Origin of the sequence: Desulfatibacillum aliphaticivorans DSM 15576 (assembly GCF_000429905.1) — a bacterium.
GTDB lineage: Bacteria > Desulfobacterota > Desulfobacteria > Desulfobacterales > Desulfatibacillaceae > Desulfatibacillum > Desulfatibacillum aliphaticivorans.
This window is the reverse complement of sequence record NZ_AUCT01000001.1, coordinates 433,167-451,979: the sequence shown is the minus strand read 5'-3', so window position 1 is coordinate 451,979 and position 18,813 is coordinate 433,167. Positions and strand designations below refer to the sequence as shown.

Annotated in this window: 17 protein-coding genes; 13 read left to right on the top strand and 4 right to left on the bottom strand. The window is 54.7% G+C overall.

Annotated features, from left to right (window positions below; all coding sequences use genetic code 11):
• Positions 1-6: 6 nt before the first annotated feature.
• The 5 genes from G491_RS0102005 to G491_RS0101985 all read left to right on the top strand — a co-directional run bounded on the left by G491_RS0102005 (position 7) and on the right by G491_RS0101985 (position 6,237).
• Positions 7-2,295: an efflux RND transporter permease subunit gene (locus G491_RS0102005; protein ID WP_012610819.1), complete on the top strand. Its 2,289-nt coding sequence runs from the start codon at positions 7-9 to the stop codon at positions 2,293-2,295.
• Between the two features lie 41 nt (positions 2,296-2,336).
• On the top strand, positions 2,337-4,682 hold the full coding sequence (locus G491_RS33230; RefSeq protein WP_157467910.1) for a PAS domain-containing hybrid sensor histidine kinase/response regulator: 2,346 nt from the start codon (positions 2,337-2,339) through the stop codon (positions 4,680-4,682).
• A 132-nt stretch (positions 4,683-4,814) separates the two neighbouring features.
• A complete protein-coding gene (locus G491_RS0101995) occupies positions 4,815-5,336 on the top strand; it encodes a gamma carbonic anhydrase family protein (protein ID WP_028313392.1) in 522 nt (173 codons plus the stop codon).
• Positions 5,337-5,349: 13 nt separating this feature from the next.
• Positions 5,350-5,835, top strand: coding sequence for a YchJ family protein (locus tag G491_RS0101990; RefSeq protein WP_012610816.1), 486 nt, complete (start codon positions 5,350-5,352; stop codon positions 5,833-5,835).
• A gap of 42 nt (positions 5,836-5,877) precedes the next feature.
• On the top strand, positions 5,878-6,237 hold the full coding sequence (locus G491_RS0101985) for a DUF255 domain-containing protein (RefSeq protein WP_012610815.1): 360 nt from the start codon (positions 5,878-5,880) through the stop codon (positions 6,235-6,237).
• Here G491_RS0101985 and G491_RS0101980 read toward each other — a convergent pair whose 3' ends face one another.
• The 3 genes from G491_RS0101980 to G491_RS35830 all read right to left on the bottom strand — a co-directional run bounded on the left by G491_RS0101980 (position 6,238) and on the right by G491_RS35830 (position 9,394).
• Positions 6,238-7,374: a YibE/F family protein gene (locus G491_RS0101980; protein ID WP_211239126.1), complete on the bottom strand. Its 1,137-nt coding sequence runs from the start codon at positions 7,372-7,374 to the stop codon at positions 6,238-6,240. It lies immediately after the preceding gene.
• 158 nt (positions 7,375-7,532) lie between these two features.
• Complete coding sequence (locus tag G491_RS0101975) at positions 7,533-9,017, bottom strand: alkaline phosphatase (RefSeq protein ID WP_028313390.1); 1,485 nt, start codon at positions 9,015-9,017, stop codon at positions 7,533-7,535.
• Positions 9,018-9,169: 152 nt separating this feature from the next.
• Positions 9,170-9,394, bottom strand: coding sequence for a hypothetical protein (locus tag G491_RS35830; protein WP_028313389.1), 225 nt, complete (start codon positions 9,392-9,394; stop codon positions 9,170-9,172).
• On the opposite strand from G491_RS35830, the gene G491_RS0101965 reads away from it, so the two are divergent.
• Both G491_RS0101965 and G491_RS0101960 read left to right on the top strand, forming a co-directional pair.
• Entirely contained in the window at positions 9,393-9,623 is a 231-nt protein-coding gene (locus tag G491_RS0101965; protein ID WP_028313388.1) for a hypothetical protein, read from the top strand. The genes G491_RS35830 and G491_RS0101965 overlap by 2 nt on opposite strands.
• Entirely contained in the window at positions 9,602-10,759 is a 1,158-nt protein-coding gene (locus G491_RS0101960; RefSeq protein WP_028313387.1) for an MFS transporter, read from the top strand. The genes G491_RS0101965 and G491_RS0101960 overlap by 22 nt, the downstream gene beginning before the upstream one ends.
• Positions 10,760-10,855: 96 nt before the next feature.
• On the opposite strand, the gene G491_RS33225 is transcribed toward G491_RS0101960, so the two are convergent.
• On the bottom strand, positions 10,856-12,268 hold the full coding sequence (locus tag G491_RS33225) for a GGDEF domain-containing protein (RefSeq protein ID WP_012610813.1): 1,413 nt from the start codon (positions 12,266-12,268) through the stop codon (positions 10,856-10,858).
• A gap of 102 nt (positions 12,269-12,370) precedes the next feature.
• Here G491_RS33225 and G491_RS0101950 point away from each other — a divergent pair, with 102 nt between their 5' ends.
• The 6 genes from G491_RS0101950 to G491_RS0101925 all read left to right on the top strand — a co-directional run bounded on the left by G491_RS0101950 (position 12,371) and on the right by G491_RS0101925 (position 18,801).
• On the top strand, positions 12,371-12,643 hold the full coding sequence (locus tag G491_RS0101950) for a Smr/MutS family protein (protein ID WP_028313386.1): 273 nt from the start codon (positions 12,371-12,373) through the stop codon (positions 12,641-12,643).
• Positions 12,640-13,311, top strand: coding sequence for a 16S rRNA (guanine(527)-N(7))-methyltransferase RsmG (rsmG, locus tag G491_RS29080; RefSeq protein ID WP_051326967.1), 672 nt, complete (start codon positions 12,640-12,642; stop codon positions 13,309-13,311). The genes G491_RS0101950 and rsmG overlap by 4 nt, the downstream gene beginning before the upstream one ends.
• 336 nt (positions 13,312-13,647) lie before the next feature.
• The gene (gene yedF, locus G491_RS0101940) at positions 13,648-14,259 is read left to right on the top strand and encodes a sulfurtransferase-like selenium metabolism protein YedF (RefSeq protein ID WP_028313385.1); all 612 of its coding nucleotides are present in this window, start codon (positions 13,648-13,650) and stop codon (positions 14,257-14,259) included.
• A gap of 349 nt (positions 14,260-14,608) precedes the next feature.
• Positions 14,609-16,147 (top strand): methyl-accepting chemotaxis protein, encoded by a 1,539-nt coding sequence (locus G491_RS29075; RefSeq protein WP_051326966.1) that lies wholly within the window; start codon positions 14,609-14,611, stop codon positions 16,145-16,147.
• 60 nt (positions 16,148-16,207) lie between these two features.
• Positions 16,208-16,945, top strand: coding sequence for a rhomboid family intramembrane serine protease (locus G491_RS0101930; protein WP_012610808.1), 738 nt, complete (start codon positions 16,208-16,210; stop codon positions 16,943-16,945).
• A 149-nt stretch (positions 16,946-17,094) separates the two neighbouring features.
• Positions 17,095-18,801 (top strand): ABC transporter ATP-binding protein, encoded by a 1,707-nt coding sequence (locus tag G491_RS0101925; protein ID WP_028313383.1) that lies wholly within the window; start codon positions 17,095-17,097, stop codon positions 18,799-18,801.
• Positions 18,802-18,813: the final 12 nt, after the last annotated feature.

Below are 18,813 nucleotides of genomic sequence, written 5' to 3'. Positions count from 1 at the left end.
AATTCAATGAACCGGTATATCCGATTCGTGCTGAATCATCGATTGATTGTGGTTTTGCTCTTTGCGCTGGTTACTGCGTTTTTGGGACGGCATCTCTTTGACGCAGCCATTTCCTCCAGCGTGGGGGAGCTTTTTTTCTCCCACAATCCCCACTATGAACGGTATATCCAAAAAAATCTGGAATTCGGCGGGGACAACCTCATCCTGGCCGCCTACGCCGAAAAGGACGCCCTGACTCCGGCCGGCATTGCCAGGCTGCGCAAGGCCGTGGCTGACATAGAGTCCCAGCCAGGCGTCGTAAAAGTGGACAGCATCATCTCCGCCCAGCACATTGAATCGGTTGGGGACGATTTGATTATCGAGGATTACGCCGATTTGATGGAGGAGCACCCGGAAAGGCTGCAAGAGGTCGTCCTTACCCTGATCAACGATCCCATTACCAAGGACTGGCTGCTGAGCCGCGACGCCGGAACCGTGCTGGTTGTTGTGGAGTTCGCCTCGGAGGACCAGGGCCTTGAAAAAGCCCCTCAAATGTTTCATGGGGTTATGGACGCTTTTGAAAAACAGGGCTTTGGCGTGGAAAATTTTCACCGCGGCGGCCTGATGGCGGTTTTTTCCTATATCTATGAGGAATCCCTGTTTTCCGTCCGGACCATCCTTCCTTTTTCAGCTCTCATCCTCCTTTTTTTCGTGTATCTTATGTTCCGGCGTTTGTGGCCCGTCTGCATCACTCTGGCCATTACCTTTTTATCCATTATCTGGACCATGGGGCTGGCCGTTCGCCTTTACGGACACTTGAACATCTTCACCACCATGGTTCCCACCCTGGTGCTCATAACCTGTTTTGGAGACGTCGTTCACCTGTGCAGCGCCTATTTGCTGGAATTGGCAAAGGGCCTGGACAAAAACGAAGCCATTTTGCGCTCCGGCGAGGAAGTGGGCGTGGCCTGCGCCTATACCTCCGGCACCACCTTTCTGGGCTTTGCGTCCATGACCCTGGTTCCTTCCCCGGTGTTCAAGCAGGTGGGGCTGCTCATGGGCTTTGGCGTGGCAGCCGCCCTGTTTACGGCGCTGACCCTGGTTCCCATCTTTTTTTCCATAATCCCCCGGCCCAAGGAATGGAGAAAAGGCTCCGTCTCAAAGGTGCAAGGCCTGCTGGACGGCGCCCTGGACGCCTGCTTTTTGGTGAGCACGCGGTATTCCCGCTCGGTGGTGTTTGCGTTTTTTGTGCTCATGGCCGTTTCCGTTTACGGACTCACCCAGGTTCATTTCGAAACCCAGTTTTCCAAACGCTTTTCCAAAGACCATCCTCTGCAAACCTCGCTAAGATATTTTGAGGAAAAATTTCCTGGGGTGATTCCCTTGAACATCTATGTGGAAACCGATGAGGCGGAAGGGCTTTTGAACCCGGAGACCTTCGCCGAAATCGCCGGCTTTGAGATCTGGATCGAAAACCTGGAGCCTGTGAACAACGTGGTTTCCGTGGTGGATCTGGTGAGAAAGCTGTACCGGGAGATAAACCCCGAAATGGCGGCGGAGCATCCCCTGCCTCCCACCAGGGAGGGGCTGGCGCAATTGCTTTTGCTGTTTGAAATGCAAGGCGGACGGGATCTGGAACGATTCATCAACTACGAACACACAAGCATGGTCCTTAAAGCGCGATTGGCGGACAACGGGGTTATCGCCGCGTCGGAGACGGGCCGGGCCATCGCCCGCGAAGGAAAGGCCCGTTTCGGCGATAGTCTGACAGTGGATCCTCTGGGCCTGGATTTTCTCCTGGGCGACTGGGTGGACGACATCCTGGCCGGCCAGAGAAAAGGCCTGGCTTTCGCCCTGGGGACTATTGCCGTCATGATGGTTCTGGCCCTGAGAAAAATCGGCGCAGGCCTCCTGTCCATGCTCCCGAATATCTTGCCTTTACTAGTCCTGCTCGGGTACGTGGGCCTTTTCTGGGATATAGTAGACACGGATACTCTCAGCGTGTTAATGGTTGCTCTAGGCATTGGAGTAGACGACACCATACATTTCTTGTTGCGTTTACGTTTGGAAGCCGTTAAAATGGCTAATCCCCTGGAAGCAATAAGAAATACTTTGCATTATTCCGGCCGGGCCATCATCATGTCATCGGTGATTTTGGCGGCCGGTTTCTCGGTTTTTTCTTTCGCAAGCTATTTCAGCGTGCAGATTTTCGGAACCCTGCTGCCTTTGTGCCTGATCGCGGCCCTGGCGGCAGACGTCCTGCTCGTTCCTGCAATGGTCAACTTAGGTTGGTTTCGTTTTTTTAAGGCAGTATAATTTGGTTGTCTCCGGGCATCAGCCAGGCCAAGGAGAAAAACATGCCGGGTAAGCCGACTTACGAAGAACTGGAAGCCCAGGTTCAAAGCCTGCAGCAGCAAGTTGCAGACCTGGAGGACGAACTTCACCGGGCCCAATGGGACGGGGAGTTTTTTTCCAGAAGCATGCTGGAAAATCTTCCGTTTGATTTCTGGGTGCAGGATCTCCAGGACCAGATCATCCTGCAAAGCAATCTTTCCAGAAGGCATTGGGGCGAAGCCTTGAAAGGCTCGGACATCACCAAAGGACTTCCCGAGTCCGGCGTAAAGCTGCTTAAAGAAAATAAATCCAAGGTTGTCAAAGGCCAGACCGTCGCCTGGGAGATGCAAACCGGGGATGGGGATTTGGACGCAAGGATTTTTTACAATATCCTGTCCCCCGTGTACTCCCGCGGCGTACTCAGGGGGATGCTGGGCATCTTTTTTGACGTGACCGACCAAAGGATAGCCCAGGAAGCCCTTAACGATTCCCGGCTTCGCCTGCGCGTCCTGTTGGCGCAAATGCCCGGCGCCATGATGTGGACCACGGACGTGAATCTGCGCAACACCCTGTCCCTGGGCGCCGCCTTGGGCAGTATAGGCCTGGAATCCACCCAGACGCCCGGTATGAGCCTGGAGGATTTTTTCGCTATTTCCACTCCCGATTTTCCCCCCATCAGGGCCCACCAGGCGGCCCTGAAAGGCATATCCAGCGCTTACGAAATCGTCTGGTCCCAAAGGACTTTTCAGGCCCATACGGAGCCCCTCAGAAAGCAAAACGGAGAAATTGCCGGCGTGATCAGCGTGGCCATTGACGTCACCGAACGCAAGAATATAGAAACCGCCCTGCGTGAAAGCAACGAAATGGCCCGGGCTCTGCTTAACGCCTCCACGGATTCGGTGGTGCTTTTGGACCGGCAGGGGGCCATCCTGGCCCTTAATCAGACCTGCGCATCCAATTTACGGAGCTCCGTGGACGACGCTTTAAGCGAATGCGTTTGGGACCTGCCTCAAAAATACATGCCCAGTCTGGAGCAGGCGCAAATTCAGGCGGTTTTGGATACAGGCAAATCCCTCCGCTACTCGGATGAAAGAAACAACCGGTTTTACGACGTTTTGGTTTACCCCATACACGACCAGGAAGACCATGTGGACCGCGTGGCCGTGTTCGCCAGGGACGTCACCGCCCAAAAACAGGCGGAAGAGGAAAAGCTCCGCCTGGAGTCCCAATTGCAGCAGGCCCAAAAAGCGGAGGCCATCGGCACCCTGGCAAGCGGCATAGCCCACGATTTCAATAATATCCTTTCGGCCATCATGGGATACACGGAAATGTGCACCATGGAAATCCCGGAAGGCTCCATGGCCCACAACAACCTGCTGCAGGTCCTGAAAGCCTCGCATCGGGCCAAGGATCTTGTGGGACAGATTTTGACCTTCTCCCGTCAAAAGGGGCAGGAGCAAAAACCCGTCCAAATGGATCTGGTGGTCAACGAGGCCCTCAAGCTCCTGCGCGCCTCCCTGCCTTCCACCATTACCTTCCGCCGTTACATAAAAAAGGAGATGGGCAAGGTGCTGGCCGACCCCACGGCCCTGCACCAAGTGCTCATGAACCTTTGCACCAACGCCTTTCACGCCATGCGCAACGCCGGCGGCGTTTTGGAAGTGCGCTTGGAAAACAAAGCCTTCGAGCCGGATGAGCCTCTGCCGGACCCGGGAATGGCCCCTGGACGGTATTTGCGCCTGACCGTATCGGATACCGGACATGGCATGGACGCCCAAACCATGGAACGGATTTTCGACCCTTATTTTACCACCAAGGGAATGGGCGAGGGCGCCGGCCTGGGCCTGGCCGTGGTCCAGGGGATCGTCAATAGCCATGGAGGCGTTATTACAGTAAAAAGCACGCTGGGCGAGGGCTCCTCCTTTCGGGTCTATTTGCCGGAAACCGATACTTGCGACGTGGATGACCAAGACGAAATCCTTCCTGCGCCCCGCGGCCAGGAACGCATTCTTTTCGTCGACGACGAGCCCGACCTCCTTCAGTTGGGCAAGCAAATGCTGGAGCACCTGGGGTATCAAGTCGTCACCTTTCTCAATCCCAACGAAGCCCTGCAGGAGTTCACACAAAACCCCGGCGCCTTTGATTGCGTCGTCACGGATCAGACCATGCCTTATATGACGGGCGGCGTGTTGGCCCAAAAGATTTTGGAAATAAAACCCGATACCCCCATTGTGCTTTGCACCGGATACAGCGAGATCATATCCGAGGAAAAGGCGAAAACGCTGGGCATCCGGGGGTATATGATGAAACCGCTTGAATTGTTTCGTTTTTCCAGCATCGTCAGGGAAGCCTTGGACGCCTCGGTTTAATCCCGCATAAAAGCAATTATTTACCCCGTAAGTTAAAAAACCTCTTTACCCGGCCTTGAACAGCGGTTGCGACCGTGATAAAGCTCCTTGCCAGATTTACCCGGTGTCGCATTTTGTCAAAAGGGAGACGTCATGGAACAGGAAAAATTGAAGCCCGCGGTTCATGAAACCGCGTTTATAGCAGACGGGGCCAGATTGCGGGGAGACGTGGTTATCGCCCAGGGCTCCGGGGTGTGGTACAATGCGGTGATGCGCGGCGACGAAGGCCGGATTTCCGTGGGCGAAGGAACCAATATCCAGGACTGCGTGGTGGTTCATTCCGATCTCGGCATGGGAGCTGATATTGGAAACGGCTGCACCGTCGGCCACGGCGCCGTCATCCGGGGCGCCAAAATCGGCGATAACGTCATGGTCGGCATGAACTCCACCATAATGACGGGAGTTGAAATCGGCCGGGACAGCATCGTTGCAGCCAATGCTTTGGTTTCCTACAATAAAAAGTTCCCGCCCAGATCCCTGATACAAGGCGTGCCTGCGCGGTTCGTCCGGGAGTTGACGGATGATGAGGTGGAATCCAACGTCATGGCCGCCAAACTGTATATTGAATTGGCAAGACGCTACTCCTCCGGCCAGGTCGCCGGACTGGAAGACTGAAAGGAATAAAAAAATGAGTCAGTGCCCCTGCGGGTCCGAAAAAGAATATGCACAATGCTGCGAGCCCTTTATCAAGGGCGGCGATTATGCAAAAACCGCCGAGCAATTGATGCGCTCCAGATATACGGCCTACACCCTGGCTGAAATAGACTACATCAGGGACACCATCGACCCTGATAACAACGATGACTTTGACGAGAACAGCGCCAGGGATTGGGCTGAAAACTCCGAATGGCACAGCCTGGAAATCGTCTCCACCTTCAAGGGCGGCGAAGACGACGAAGCCGGCCAGGTGGAGTTTATCGCCGATTACAGCCAGAAAAACGCCAGGACGAAACACCACGAACTGGCTGACTTCCGCAAGATTGACGGCAAATGGTATTTTGTGGACGGCGAGGCCGTGGCGCCCAAGCCGGTCAAGCGGGATAAGCCCAAGGTCGGCCGCAACGATCCCTGCCCTTGCGGAAGCGGAAAAAAATATAAAAAATGCTGCGGATAAGCCGGAGTATACCGGATCACCCAATCATCGGAGGCACAAATAATGAGCGATCAAGGCTTGGACATCGATTTCACTGTAGACGAAAGCAACCTGTACCGGGAAGAGTCCATTACGGACATGAAGGTGGCGTCTATCAGGAGATTGGTCCCTATTAAAACGGACGGGTCCGAAGACCCGGACAGGAAAACCATCTTCATCGGCCACACCCAGCTTATGTCTTCCCAGGGCCCTGTGCCCATCCAGGAAACCCTGGAAGTGGAAACCCTGGAAGAGGCCATCAAGGCCTTTCCCGCCGCCATGGAAAAGTCCCTCAAAGAAATGGTGGACAGAATTCAGCAAATGCAGCGCGAGCAGGAAATCATGCAGCGCGAGGAATCCCGGATTATCGTTCCCGGCCGTTAATTATTCGGCTGTCTGCAAATCTGCGCCGCTTTTCCGGCCCCTGGTGAAAACCAGGGCGCCGGCGAGCGCGGTGAACGGCGCCACCGTAATCAGTCCAAAACTGCCCACCAGGGTGTTTAAAATCTCCGCAGACACATAGTTCAGGTTAAACAGGTTTCCCAAGGCGACGCCCTGGGCCATGAACACCATCAACAGGGTGATGTATCCCCCCGAATAGGCGAAAAGCAGGGTGGTGGTCATGGTTCCCACAACAGCCCTGCCCACGGCCAGGCCTGATCTGAGGGATTCCCAAAAGTCCATGTCCGGCCTTTTGAGGGCCAGCTCGTTCATGGCCGAAGCCACGTCCATGGCCAGATCCATGACCGCTCCGGACGAGGCGATAAACACGGAAGCCAGAAAAACCTGGGTAAGGGATATATCGGCGAAGCCGCAATAAAGGAGGGTTTCGCTGAACGGCCTCACCGCGCCGTGCAGCTTAAAGGCGCCTCCGAAAGCCAGGGCCAGCACACAGGTGGTGACCACTCCGGCCACAGCCCCGGCAAAAGCGACAAATCCCTGCTTGCTCAATCCCCCCACAAGAAAAATCACCGCCGCGCTCACCACCGTCACCACGGCCACGGCCGTCACAATGGGATTGTAACCCTTGAGGAACATGGGGACCATGATCTGCCAGATGACCGCCGCTGAAAAGATAAACGATAATATGGCCTTGGCGCCGGTCCAGCCTCCGAACAATATCAGCAGCAAAAAAAACAAGGATAAAAGCACCAACTCCACGTCCAGCCGGTAGTGGTCCATGGCATTGGCGTAGGCCACGGCCCCGTCCTTAGTCGTCAAGACCATGTAGGCTTTGTCGCCGGGCAGGAAAATTTTGTCGATGTCCATCTTGCCGGTCACATGATTTTCAGCGGAAACGATTTCCCCCTTAAACGGCCCGTTCAAGAGCTCGACCTCCAGGGATTGGGCGCCCATGCGCACGATGCCGTATTGGCGCAGCAGGGAGTTGTCCGTCTCAAGCACTTTCCCTTTGCACCGGACCGCCTTGGCGTCTCCCCGGTCCGAAAATCCCGTGGGCAAAGCCATGACAACCAGGGTCATGACCACGAAAAACAGGGTGAGAATCAGGTCTCGTTTCACAAAAGCCCCCTCATTTGGCAGATGGTAATTTATGAGCTTATAATAAAACCGCCGGGAAAGGCGCATCATCGCCCAACCCGGCGGATTTGTAAAGAAGCCGCTGCCTCAAATCAGTACGGGACTATGCGCCCCGCACTGAAATTTATACTTCGTCCCAATTAGAGCTCCACACCCATGATGGAGGCGATTTTCTTGGGAATGTCCGTGTTGTCGTAAAAGCCGTTGAAGATTTCGCATCCAAGGCCCATGGCGGAGGTGGTGATGGGCACGCCGGTATGGGAGTAGGACGTCCAGCCGATGCCGGCTTTCTGGTTCAGGATGTGGGTGACCTTCATGGTCAGGGGATCGTAGGAGCCGTAAAGCAGGTATTCCTGGGTTCCGGCCTTGATCTTGTCGCCCTTCATGGTCTGCTGGAAAGCCTTATTCAGTTCCGCCAGTTCGAAATCCTTGAGGACCATGGGGCCTTCGCCCTGGGTTTCCAGGCCGAAGTAGTAGCTCAACATGGGAACGATGTCGTTGAAGTCGCCGCCGTCTTTGGCGTGTTCTTTCTTGTATTTGTCCACAATGTGATCGGTGAAAGCCTGGAAGGACAAGCGCTGCTTGCTCAGCACGTCAAACTGGGTGGAGTACACGGTTCCTGCAAAGCCCAGGGTCATGCCGCCGCACTCATGGTCGCCGGTGACGATGATCAGGGTGTTTTTGGGGTGTTCCTTGTAGAAGTCCAGGGCGGCTTTGATGGAGTTGTCAAAAGCCAAGGTGTCTTGAATTGCGGAAACCGCGTCGTTGGCGTGGCAGGCCCAGTCGATTTTGCCGCCTTCCACCATCAGGAAAAATCCATTTTTGTTCTTGCTCAGGATGTCGATGCCTTTTTGGGTGAATTCCTCCAGGTTGATGTCCAGGGCGGAGTTGTCAATGGCGTAGGGCAGGGCCTTTCCGTCAGGAAGCCTGTTATTGTAGGCAATCAGCTTGTCGCCGTCATAATTCATGAATTCAGTTTTGTCCGTGATGATGGTGTAGCCGCGCCTTTTGGCGATTTCCAGAGCGTCGCCCTGGGGGGCTTTGGATTTTTTTCCCGTGGGGTCTACAAATCCGCCGCCGCCGAAGTAATCAAAACCGCTCTCAGCCAGGTCCACGTCGATTTCGTGATACATCTTGCGGGTGGGCTGATGCGCGTAAAAAGCGGCCGGGGTGGCGTGGTCAATGGAAACGCTGGAGACGATGCCCACGGACATGCCTTTTTCCTTGGCGACTTCGGCGATGGTGGGGACGGGATTCAACTCAGGATCCACGCCGATGAAGTTGATGTTGGTCTTGACGCCGCATGCCATGGCGGTGGCGGAAGCCGCGGAGCCGGTGATGAAACGGTTGTTGGCGTGGGTGGTGGTGACGCCCTGGGCGGGAAATTGATTCATGGCCAGCAATTTCTGGCTTCCGCCGTTGGCTTCGTCGGAAAGATACACCTCAGCGGCCGAGCGCTGGGGCATGCCCATGCCGTCTCCGATGAACAGGAACACGTATTTCGCCTTTCTGAAGCCCTTGTACATCTCCGCTTCCGCGCAAACCGGGCCTGCAGCCATAATAAAAAGGGCCGCCGCCATAAGCAAACAGCCTGCAATTCTTCCAAATCCTGATCTTGGTTTCATCTCGTTCTCCTTAGCACATAATATGGTCGGGTTTTATTTGGAAAACGCCCAAAGGGCTGAGACGAGATTGCCTCAGTTGTGTTGGAATTATGTTTGGCTCTTGTTAAATTCGTATTGATTCGCCCCGCGCCGAAATTGTTCCTTCGTCTCTTTTAAAATTCCACGTTTATGGTGGAGGCGATTTTTTTTGGGGATGTCCGTGTTGTCGTATAAGCCTTTGAAGATTTCGCATCCCCCCCCCCCATGGCGGAGGCGGCGACGGGCACGCCGGTATGGGAGTAGGACGTCCAGCCGATGCCGATAAAAAGGAACACGCACCTGGCTTTTGGGGCGCCCTTACAAAGCTCCGACTGGGCGCCGGCGGGGCTTGCAGCCATGACAAACAAAATCGCCGCAACCAGCATGCAGCTGGCGATTTTCCCCAATACCGCGCTTGGTTTTATCTCGCTGCCCTCAAAGCAATACATGGTTAGGTACGGGCGGGAAAACCGGGAAAAAAAGAGGCTCTTGCCTATAGGATTGCTTTTTCCGGACTATGCTGGCAGAATAAGTTCTTTTATTTTGGACAAAAAAGGTCTTTCAGCATGTTTTTCCGCTTCGCCTTAGCCACATATTGCCGCTTTCTGCTCAACGTGTCACGGCGTTTCGCCTATCCATTCGCTCCGGTCCTGGCCAGAGGGCTGGGCGTCCCCCTGACTGCAATCAGCTCTATTTTGGCATTGAACCAGTTTACCACATTATCCGGCGTGGCCATAGGGCCGGCCGCGGATCGGGTCGGGTACAAGCCCATGATGCTGCTGGCCATGGGCATGCTGTCCCTGGTGCTTCTGGCCGGAGGCCTGGTTCCCCAATACGGCATGGTCATGGCCGCCCTGTTGCTGGTGGGCCTGGGAAAGAGCATTTTCGATCCTGCGCTGCAGGCTTATGTGGGCAAGCATATCCCCTTTGAAAAACGAGGCATGGTCGTGGGCCTGCTGGAGGTGGCCTGGGCCGCCAGCATGCTTATCGGCATACCACTCATAGGCTACGCCATTGAAAAATGGGGCTGGCGTTCTCCTTTCATTATTTTAGGCTGCCTGTGCCTGGGCGGGATGGTTCTGCTGTTTTTTTTCATCCCCGGAGAAAAAGCGCCGACTGCTTCCGGCAAGGGCGTGGGGTACAAGACCGCCTGGAAAGCCCTGGTGCGGGAGCGTTCATGCCTGGGCATCCTGGGCTTTTCGTTTTTCCTTTGCGCGGGCAACGATTGCCTGTTCATAGCCAGCGGCGCCTGGATGGAGGAATCCTTCGGCCTGGGAATCGCCGCCCTTGGCATGGGCGCGGGAATCATCGGACTGGCCGAGCTTTGCGGAGAAGGCCTGACCGCCAGCCTGTCCGACAAGATCGGGCTGCCCCGGGCCATCATGCTGGGCGGAATCTGCTGCGCAGCCAGCTACTGCCTGCTGCCGGTCCTCAGCTTTTCCCTGCCTTCGGCGTTATCCGGAATATTCCTGGTTTTCATGGCCTTTGAGTTCACCATCGTCTCCACCCTGGCCTTAAGCACTGAACTGCTGCCGGCCTACCGGGCCACGCTCATGAGCGGATTGTTGTCCTTTGCAGGCCTGGGCAGGTCCTTCGGCACCCTCATGGGCGGCTTTTTGTGGGAAAGGATGGGCATCCCGGGCATTGGCGTGTTTTCCGCGGTCATGACCCTCTCCGCGGTTTTGTTTCTGGCCTGGAGCCTCAAGGGCTGGAAAAAGGGATGATTTTTTAGGCGGCCTAAACCCGCATCGATCAAATAAAATGGCGCCAAAAACAATGTCCCGGCGCCATGCGGAATCTTTAAAAAATGATGAGTTTGCTCAATCCTGCCAAATCATGCGGTTTCGGCCGGATTCCTTGGCCTGATACATGGCTTCGTCCAGGCGGATGAAAAGATCGTTGGTGTCTTTATCCGCCTCCCTGACCTTGGTTCCTCCCACGGAAATGGTGACGTTCACCTTTTCCCCGTCGTAGACGAAGTTGGCCTTTTCCACTTTCTTGCGCAGCTTTTCTCCGGCCATGACCGCGCCTTCCCTGGTTGTGTCCGGCAGGATGATCACAAATTCCTCGCCGCCGAACCGGGCCAGAAAATCCGAACTGCGCAGGTTGGGCTTTAACAGGCTCACCACGCCCTGCAGGCAGGTGTCTCCCACGGCGTGGCCGAAGGTGTCGTTGATGCTTTTGAATCGGTCCAGGTCCACCATTAGCATGGAAAAAGCGCTGCCCGACCGCTGATAGCGGGACCACTCCTGGGCAAGCCTTTCTTCGTAAGCCCGGCGATTGGGAATTTCCGTCAAGGCGTCCACCATGGCCTGTTCTTCCAATATCCGCGCCCTGCTTTGGGCCTCGCCCACCTGCCTCATAAGGGACTTCAGGCTTTTTTTCAGCTTGGTCATGCGGCTGTTGGCGTTGTTGAGGCGCTTGACGTCCCTGGCATGCTTTTCCTCCAGGGCGGACTTGATAAGCTGCATCTTTTCCAGCAGGTTAACCCGGAACTCCGGCGAATCCGTCCCGGAAGACAATGTCTGGCTGACGTCTTTCACCTTGCCGTCCATTTCTCCGAAAAAGGCTTGATTGTCTTCATGGGATTGCTGATTTTCGGCATGGGTGTCAAGAACCTGACCTTCAATGGCGATAAGATTGTCATCCACGGCTTTTAAAAACTCGGCGTTTTGCTTGCGCTCGTCATGGACGATTTCCAGGCGCGACTCCACCAGATCCAAAATCCGGTCGGCCACACGGGAAAGCACTTCGCTGCTATCCGCCCTATGGGCTTCTTGGGCCAGGGCGTCCAATTCCTCCAGCTTGCCCAGGCCCATGTCCAGGCGGACTATGTTCAAAAAGGAGATCAGCAAAAAACGAAATCGCCGCGGGCAGACTTTCGCTTCCGAGGTTTCGTCCGCCTCTTCCACTCCCTGAACCAGAATTTCCTTTTTGTATTTGTTCAGCTTCTCCGCAAGGGAGTTCCGTTCGTCAGTGAGGGTTTGGATTTCGCTAAGCAGGATTTCCTGCTCAGTCAGGGAAACGCCGTCCGACTCCACCCTGTCCTGGATGGCTTTTTCCAGGGCTTCCTTGTAGTTAGGGTCCTCCATCAGCAATTCCGCGAGCATTTCCGGCGTCAAAGGCTCGCCGCGTTTGGAAATAAGCTGGAGAGTCTTGAACACCAAACCGGACATGGCGCTGGTGAATTCTTCCCGCGAGATTACAGCTTCGTTCTGTTCCTTGGTTTCCATGCTTTCGACTATCCTTGCTCTATGTGTATTACCCCTTGCCAAACGCCCCCGGTTATGAAAGGAAAATTCCTGTAAACCTTAAACCCAAAGCGCTGTTGGCATATGGAACCTGTTATAATCCCTATTACCGATGAGTTGGACCTGCATACCTTTCGTCCCGGCGAGGTCTCCGGCCTGCTTAAGGATTACCTGGAGGAATGCCGCAAAGCCGGTATCTTCTCCGTCCGGATCATCCATGGCAAAGGAACCGGAGTCCTGGCCAAAAGCGTTCATTCCTGTTTGTCAAAAAATCCCATGGTGCGCTCGTTTGGCATTGCGCCGCCTCAATCCGGGGGATGGGGCGCCACCGTGGTGGAGCTGGAGACAAAAAAATGACGCTCATCAAACCCGGAGACTCCCAATGGAAGGACCTGCTTTCCCAAGGCGCCAAAGCCCTGGGCCAGGCCCCGGATGAAAACGCCCTGGAAAAATGCGCCGCCTTCGCCCGCCTTTTGGCCCAAGCCAACAACCGGGTGAACCTGAGCTCCATCAGGGACCCGCGGGACATGGCCGTCAAGCATTTTGCCGATTCCCTGGCGCTTATTCCCTACATTCCTGAAGGCGCAAAAGTCGCCGATATCGGATCGGGCGCCGGATTTCCCGGACTGGTGCTGGCCATCTTCAGGCCGGACCTCCAACTGACGTCCATTGAAACCATCCGGAAAAAAGCCAATTTTCAAAGGCACGCAGCCCTGGAACTGGGACTCTCCAACGTGAAGATATACAATATCCGTGCCGAAAACTGGAAAACAGAGGGGGATAAAGGCCTTCTTTTTGACGCCGTGGTATGCCGGGCCCTGTCCGATCTTTCGGCCATCTTGAGCTGGGCCCGTCCCATGCTGGCGCCCAAAGGACAAATCATCGCCATGAAAGGCCCCAAAGGCGCCCAGGAACTTGAGGAACTGGATCAATCCTGTCTGAACGACCCGCCCCTGAAAGCCAGGGTGGCGGAATACTCCCTGCCCATCGAAAAAGCCAAACGCAGCCTGGTTATTTTTTCCTGAAAATCAAGGCAAACAACCCGAAAAGAGAAAAAAACCGCGCCAGCGACAAAAGGCGCGGCCTAGAAAGAATTCAAAAATTTGGGAAGATGGGCGGACGAACGGCGTTGATCGAATTCCTGCCTGCGAAGCCCAACAAAAAGCCGCCTGATCCCTTTCATAAAATCCGGCCTTGCCAGGGCTCAAAGGTCAAACATGGACTTGACCCTCATTTGAGAAATACGCATAGAATTTGTCTATGTTTCATCTTGAATTTGTCCGATATTTTCAATTTGACACAGGGCCGGGATTCGGCGTTAATCTCCCATGATTATAACCACGAGGTTTTAGGAGGTTTTCATGACCATAGAAATAGACGCCAAAGGATTGGCCTGTCCCGCGCCTGTATTACAAACGAAAAAAGCCGTTGAAGACGGCCGGCCGGAGACCATCAAGGTTTTGGTGGATAACGGCGCCGCCAAGGAAAATGTCACCCGTTTTCTGAAAAGCCAGGGGTATGAGTCCGCCGTGACAGAAAGCGGCGGGGTATTCACCATCAGCGCCTCCTCCACGGGCGAGCCTCCGGAACCGGGGCCCGAGCCCGATTATCTGGCCTGCGACATTCCGGGCGCCCACAAGAAAATCATGGTGCTTGCCGCCTCCGATTGCATGGGCCGGGGCGACGACGTCCTGGGCGAAAAGCTCATGATGAACTACATCGCCACCTTAAAGGAGATGGGGCCGGAGTTGTGGCGTCTGGTCCTGGTGAACAGCGGGGTGAAGATGGCCATTGAAGGCTCCCAGGTTTTGCCCCATATACTGGACCTGGAACAAGCCGGCGTAAGCGTGCTGGTTTGCGGCACCTGCCTGGATCATTTCGGAATTCTGGAGCAAAAACAGGTGGGCGAAACCACCAACATGCTGGACATTGTCACGTCCATGCAGTTGGCGGACAAGGTGATCAAAGTCTGATTCCTTTTACCCTCATTCCCGTCAATCATAATAACGCCTTGCGAAACGCGCCCTGTTTCACAAGGCGTTTTTTTGTTTTTCGCCTTGTTTTGTGTGTAAATCATCAAAATCATGATATAAATAAAGCCCTTATCTCCTTAGTGAAAAAAATTGCCAAAAAGAAAGCACTGTGTTAATCTTTTTTGGTTGACGGCCTAAATGGGGAGGAGGGAAAGTTTCAGGACTTTTTTGGGTGTTAGGGTTCGCAAGAGCGCAACGCCGGAAGAGCGTCGGGAGAATGCAGTTCTTCCCGTCCCGTGTTGCGTTTTTTTAATTTTCATACATAATCCTGAAAGGGCAAATAATAACAATGCGTTGGACTATTCGCGCCAAAATCAGCCTGGTTTTTCTTATCGTCATCACCGTGGTCATGCTGCTGTATGCTCGTGTTACTTATTCATTCGTCGACAGCCAGGTCAGAAGCTACCTCACGGAATTGGGGGAAAGCACCAAACTGCGTCTCGCCGAAAGCCTGTCAACCGCCGCGGCGACCAAAAACAAGGCGTTGATCCTGGAGATCACGGGTGCGGAAACCGTAGACAAACGCATCCATGCCGTGGTCGTCGAACTGGGGGAAAAGGACGGTAAATTCCGGACGTTGTATACAGGCGTCAGGACTTTGGGGAACGGCGAGTACGAAGAGGTTTCCTCCGTCGATGTGATCACCCAGGAATGCTACCAAAGGGAAGCTGAAATAAAGAAAGACGGCAAGGTGGTCGGCAGGGTCCGGGCCTACATCACCCAGGAATACATCAAGGGCCGGGTCCACAGCACCATGGCCGGCATGTTAGGAATGCTTCTGGGGCTTGCTCTGACTTTTTTTGTGGCGCTGAATTTTTCCATAGGCAGGGTGGTGGGAAAGCCTCTCAGGAAAGTCGCCTCTGTGTTGAAAAACATAGCTGAGGGGGAAGGAGATCTTACGGCCCGGATCGAAGTCACGGGCCAGGACGAAATCGCCCAGCTTGCCGCCAGCTATAATGTTTTTGTGGAGAAAATTCAGCATTTGGTGAGCAAAATCAAGGAGAACGCCGACATCCTGGCAACCTCCACCAGCCAGATTTCCGCCACGGCGTCCGAGCTTTCGGCCAGCGCCACGGAAAACTCCTCCACCATGAGCCAGGTTTCCACCACGGCCGAAGAAGTCAAGCAAACCAGCATGCTGGCTCATGAAAAAGCCGAACTGGTCGCCCGGCAGGCCGAGGACTCCGCCCAGATTTCCGAAGAAGGCGAGGCAGCCACCAGAGAAGCCGTGGAAGGCATGCAGCGCATCAAGGACGAAATGGAATACATTGCCGAAAGCATTGTCAAGCTGAGCGAACACTCCCAAAACATCGGAGAGATCATCGAAGCGGTCAACGAAATCGCCAACGAATCCAACCTGCTGTCCGTCAACGCCTCCATCGAGGCCTCCAAGGCCGGGGAATACGGCAAAGGCTTCGGCGTTGTGGCGCAGGAAGTCAAATCCCTGTCAGACCAGTCCAGGCAGGCCACGTCCCAGGTTAAGGCCATCCTCAACGATATCCAGACTTCCACCAGCGCCGCAGTCATGGCCATGGAGCGGGGCTCCAAGGCCGTGGAAACCGGCGTCAAGCTGGCCAGCCGTTCCGGCGAGGCCATTTCCGTGCTTGCCCAAAGCGTGGAAAACTCGGCCAAGTCCGCCGCCCAGATCGCTGCGTCCAACCAGCAGCAGATAGTAGGCTTTGACCAGTTGACCCAGGCCATGGAAAGCATTAGAATCGCCAGCGAGCAGAATACGGAAGGCGCGGTTCAACTGGAGGACGCCACCGCCCAGTTGCAGTCTCTTGGGCAAAGTCTCAAGGATCTTGCAGGCAGATTCAAGGTGGACTAAAAGCATCCCAGCGCGCAGAACAATTTCACAGCGCAAAAATACAAATGGATTTGATTTGTCATGCCGAGTAATCCACAGTACGCCTCCATGAACTTCGGTCCGGGACTCACCTCCCTGGGTAAGAAGATGCTCATCGCATACGCGGTGATCTACGTCCTGGAACTGGCAGCAACCCACTGGCTCAACCTGGGCATAGTCAGCCGCCTGGCCGTCTATCCCATAGGGAGCGGGCTTTTCGATTGGTGGCAGATCTTCACCCATCCCTTTGTGCACAACCCATACAGCCCCATCGGCTTTTTGCTCACCTGCCTGGTGTTCTTCTTTTTTTCCAACCACGTGGAGCAATATTTCGGCCCGCAAAGATTCCTGGCTTTCTTCTACATCTCCGCAGCAGGCGGGCTGGTTTGCGGCCTGCTTCTGGCCAATGTTCAGGCCTTTTCCCCACCCTTTATGGGCATGTCGCCCAGCATCCTGGCCATGGTGGTGGTTTTCGGATTTTTAAACCCCGAAGCGACTATCCTGCTCATGTTCGTCCTGCCCATCAAAGCCAAGTACATGAGCTATGCGACCATTATCGTCACCGCCGTGCTTTTTCTGGCCAAGTCCAACCCCGCAGGCGCCTACCACCTGGGAGGCATGGCCGCCGGTTACCTGTACTTTAAATTCGGCCAGGGGGTCTCCCCCATCCTGTGGATCAAGTCCCAATACTTCGCCTGGAAAATGAAACGCCTGAAAAAGCGCTTCACCGTCCTGGATGGCGGCAAGGGCAAGGACGACGACAAACCGACCTATCATTAACTCAACGTTTTTCAAATAAATCGGGCTCTTTTTCAAAGGTGTCGCCCCCAAGCCCGCTTGATTTTTTCCCTTGACTTCCCAGCGGTTATGTGAGCAATCTTCCTGTGTTCAAAAAATGAACACTAAGCGAGGGCCATACCCAAAAGCCTATGAAAAAAAAGAAAAATACATTCACGGTCATCAGAGACCTGACCACCGGATACCGCAAAATGGGCGTGTTCATCCTGGTGGTGATGGTCCTGGCGGCCTTCACCGAGGCCTTGGGTTTGGGCATGGTTCTTCCCGTGCTTTCCCACCTGATGACCCCCGAGGCGCCCCAAAGCGGATTCCTGAGCTTTTTCGATACATTGGCCGCACCCTTTCCCGAACAGTACCGGGCCTCGGTCCCCTTGTTTTTTTTATTGATCGCCTTTTGGCTGAAAAATGCATTGGCCGCCGCGCTTCGCGGCATGAACGCCCATTTTACCTTTAAGCTGCGCGAGATCTGGTCCGCCAAACTCCTGTTTCGGTATTTACGGCAGGATTACGCCCAGGTGTTGGAAACCAAACAGGGCATTTTACTGCAAAATGCCGTCACGGAGCCTCTTCGGGTAGCCAAATCCTTTATTATATTAATTAACCTTGTCGCCAAGCTGATCCTGGGCCTGGCTATAGCCGCTGTCTTGCTCAAGGTGGACTGGAAAGTCACCCTGATCATGAGCGCGGCGGCCCTTACCGCATTTGGGCTGATCAATAAGGTGCTTTACGCGTATTCCCTCCGATTCGGCAAAATGCGGCTCCGGATCGACCAGGAAGCCGCCTTCATCGGCGTGGAAGCCCTTGGCTCCATCAAGGAAGTCAAAGCCCTGGGCATGGAGGGCTATTATCGCGCGTTGCTGAAAACCCAGCTTGTGGCATCCCGGAAGATTTTTACGAAGTTTTCCATCATGAACCACATGCCCGAAAACCTGATCGAAGTCCTGGTGGTCACCTGTGTGGTTTCGGTAATCTTTTACGTCCAATACCTGGGCGGGGCCAACGCCGCAGGCCTGCTGGCCAAGATGGGCTTTTTCGTCATCGCCGGACAAAAAATGTTCAGTTGCGTGTCTTTTGTTTTGGCCCAGCGGATGAAGTTCGTTTCCGCCATACCCGGGATGATGCTCATTCACGAGGTCATCCACCAGCCCCAGGACATGGAGGAGTTGGAAGAGGGGCGGGCTTTTCAAAATCTTACCCAGGGAATCAAACTGGAAAACGTGGATTTTTCCTATCGGGCGGGCAAGCCCGTGCTGCAGAATTTTTCCATGGAAATTCCGGCCAATAAAATGATCGCCATCATCGGTCCTTCCGGGATCGGAAAGTCCACCATCGCCGATCTGCTTTTGGGGCTGTATCATCCCGTAAAGGGCAGGATTACGGTTGACGGTAAGAGCCTCACGGACTATTCCTTGAAATCATGGCGGGAAAAAGTGGGGTATGTGGGGCAGGAGCCGGTGATATTCAACGCCAGCATCCGTGGGAACATTTTGGCGGGCAGGCCCGATGCTACCGAGGATGAAATGATCCAGGCCGCCCGCACAGCCAGGATTCACGATTTTATAGCCGCCATGCCCAATGGCTACGACACTGTGGTGGGCGATAAAGGCGCCAAGCTCTCCGGTGGGCAGAGGCAGCGCGTGGTCATCGCACGGGTGATTATCCGCAACCCGGAGCTCTTCATTTTTGACGAGGCCACCAGCGCCCTGGACAAGGAAACCGAGGCGGAGATCACCGCCGCCATGGAGGATCTGGCTGGACGCAGAACCCTTGTCGTCATTGCTCACAGGCTGTCTACCATCAAAAAAGCGGATCATGTTTACGATCTTTCAGAGGCATAAACGCCGCTCCTT

Coding starts and splice junctions, on each gene's coding strand:
- G491_RS0101950 (WP_028313386.1), top strand. CDS start 12,371: ATGGAACCTGTTATAATCCCTATTACCGATGAGTTGGACCTGCATACC.
- G491_RS0101925 (WP_028313383.1), top strand. CDS start 17,095: ATGAAAAAAAAGAAAAATACATTCACGGTCATCAGAGACCTGACCACC.
- G491_RS0101960 (WP_028313387.1), top strand. CDS start 9,602: ATGTTTTTCCGCTTCGCCTTAGCCACATATTGCCGCTTTCTGCTCAAC.
- G491_RS0101965 (WP_028313388.1), top strand. CDS start 9,393: ATGACAAACAAAATCGCCGCAACCAGCATGCAGCTGGCGATTTTCCCC.
- G491_RS0102005 (WP_012610819.1), top strand. CDS start 7: ATGAACCGGTATATCCGATTCGTGCTGAATCATCGATTGATTGTGGTT.
- G491_RS0101985 (WP_012610815.1), top strand. CDS start 5,878: ATGAGCGATCAAGGCTTGGACATCGATTTCACTGTAGACGAAAGCAAC.
- G491_RS29075 (WP_051326966.1), top strand. CDS start 14,609: ATGCGTTGGACTATTCGCGCCAAAATCAGCCTGGTTTTTCTTATCGTC.
- G491_RS0101975 (WP_028313390.1), bottom strand. CDS start 9,017: ATGAAACCAAGATCAGGATTTGGAAGAATTGCAGGCTGTTTGCTTATG.
- G491_RS0101995 (WP_028313392.1), top strand. CDS start 4,815: ATGGAACAGGAAAAATTGAAGCCCGCGGTTCATGAAACCGCGTTTATA.
- G491_RS33230 (WP_157467910.1), top strand. CDS start 2,337: ATGCCGGGTAAGCCGACTTACGAAGAACTGGAAGCCCAGGTTCAAAGC.
- G491_RS35830 (WP_028313389.1), bottom strand. CDS start 9,394: ATGGCTGCAAGCCCCGCCGGCGCCCAGTCGGAGCTTTGTAAGGGCGCC.
- rsmG (WP_051326967.1), top strand. CDS start 12,640: ATGACGCTCATCAAACCCGGAGACTCCCAATGGAAGGACCTGCTTTCC.
- G491_RS33225 (WP_012610813.1), bottom strand. CDS start 12,268: ATGGAAACCAAGGAACAGAACGAAGCTGTAATCTCGCGGGAAGAATTC.
- yedF (WP_028313385.1), top strand. CDS start 13,648: ATGACCATAGAAATAGACGCCAAAGGATTGGCCTGTCCCGCGCCTGTA.
- G491_RS0101930 (WP_012610808.1), top strand. CDS start 16,208: ATGCCGAGTAATCCACAGTACGCCTCCATGAACTTCGGTCCGGGACTC.
- G491_RS0101990 (WP_012610816.1), top strand. CDS start 5,350: ATGAGTCAGTGCCCCTGCGGGTCCGAAAAAGAATATGCACAATGCTGC.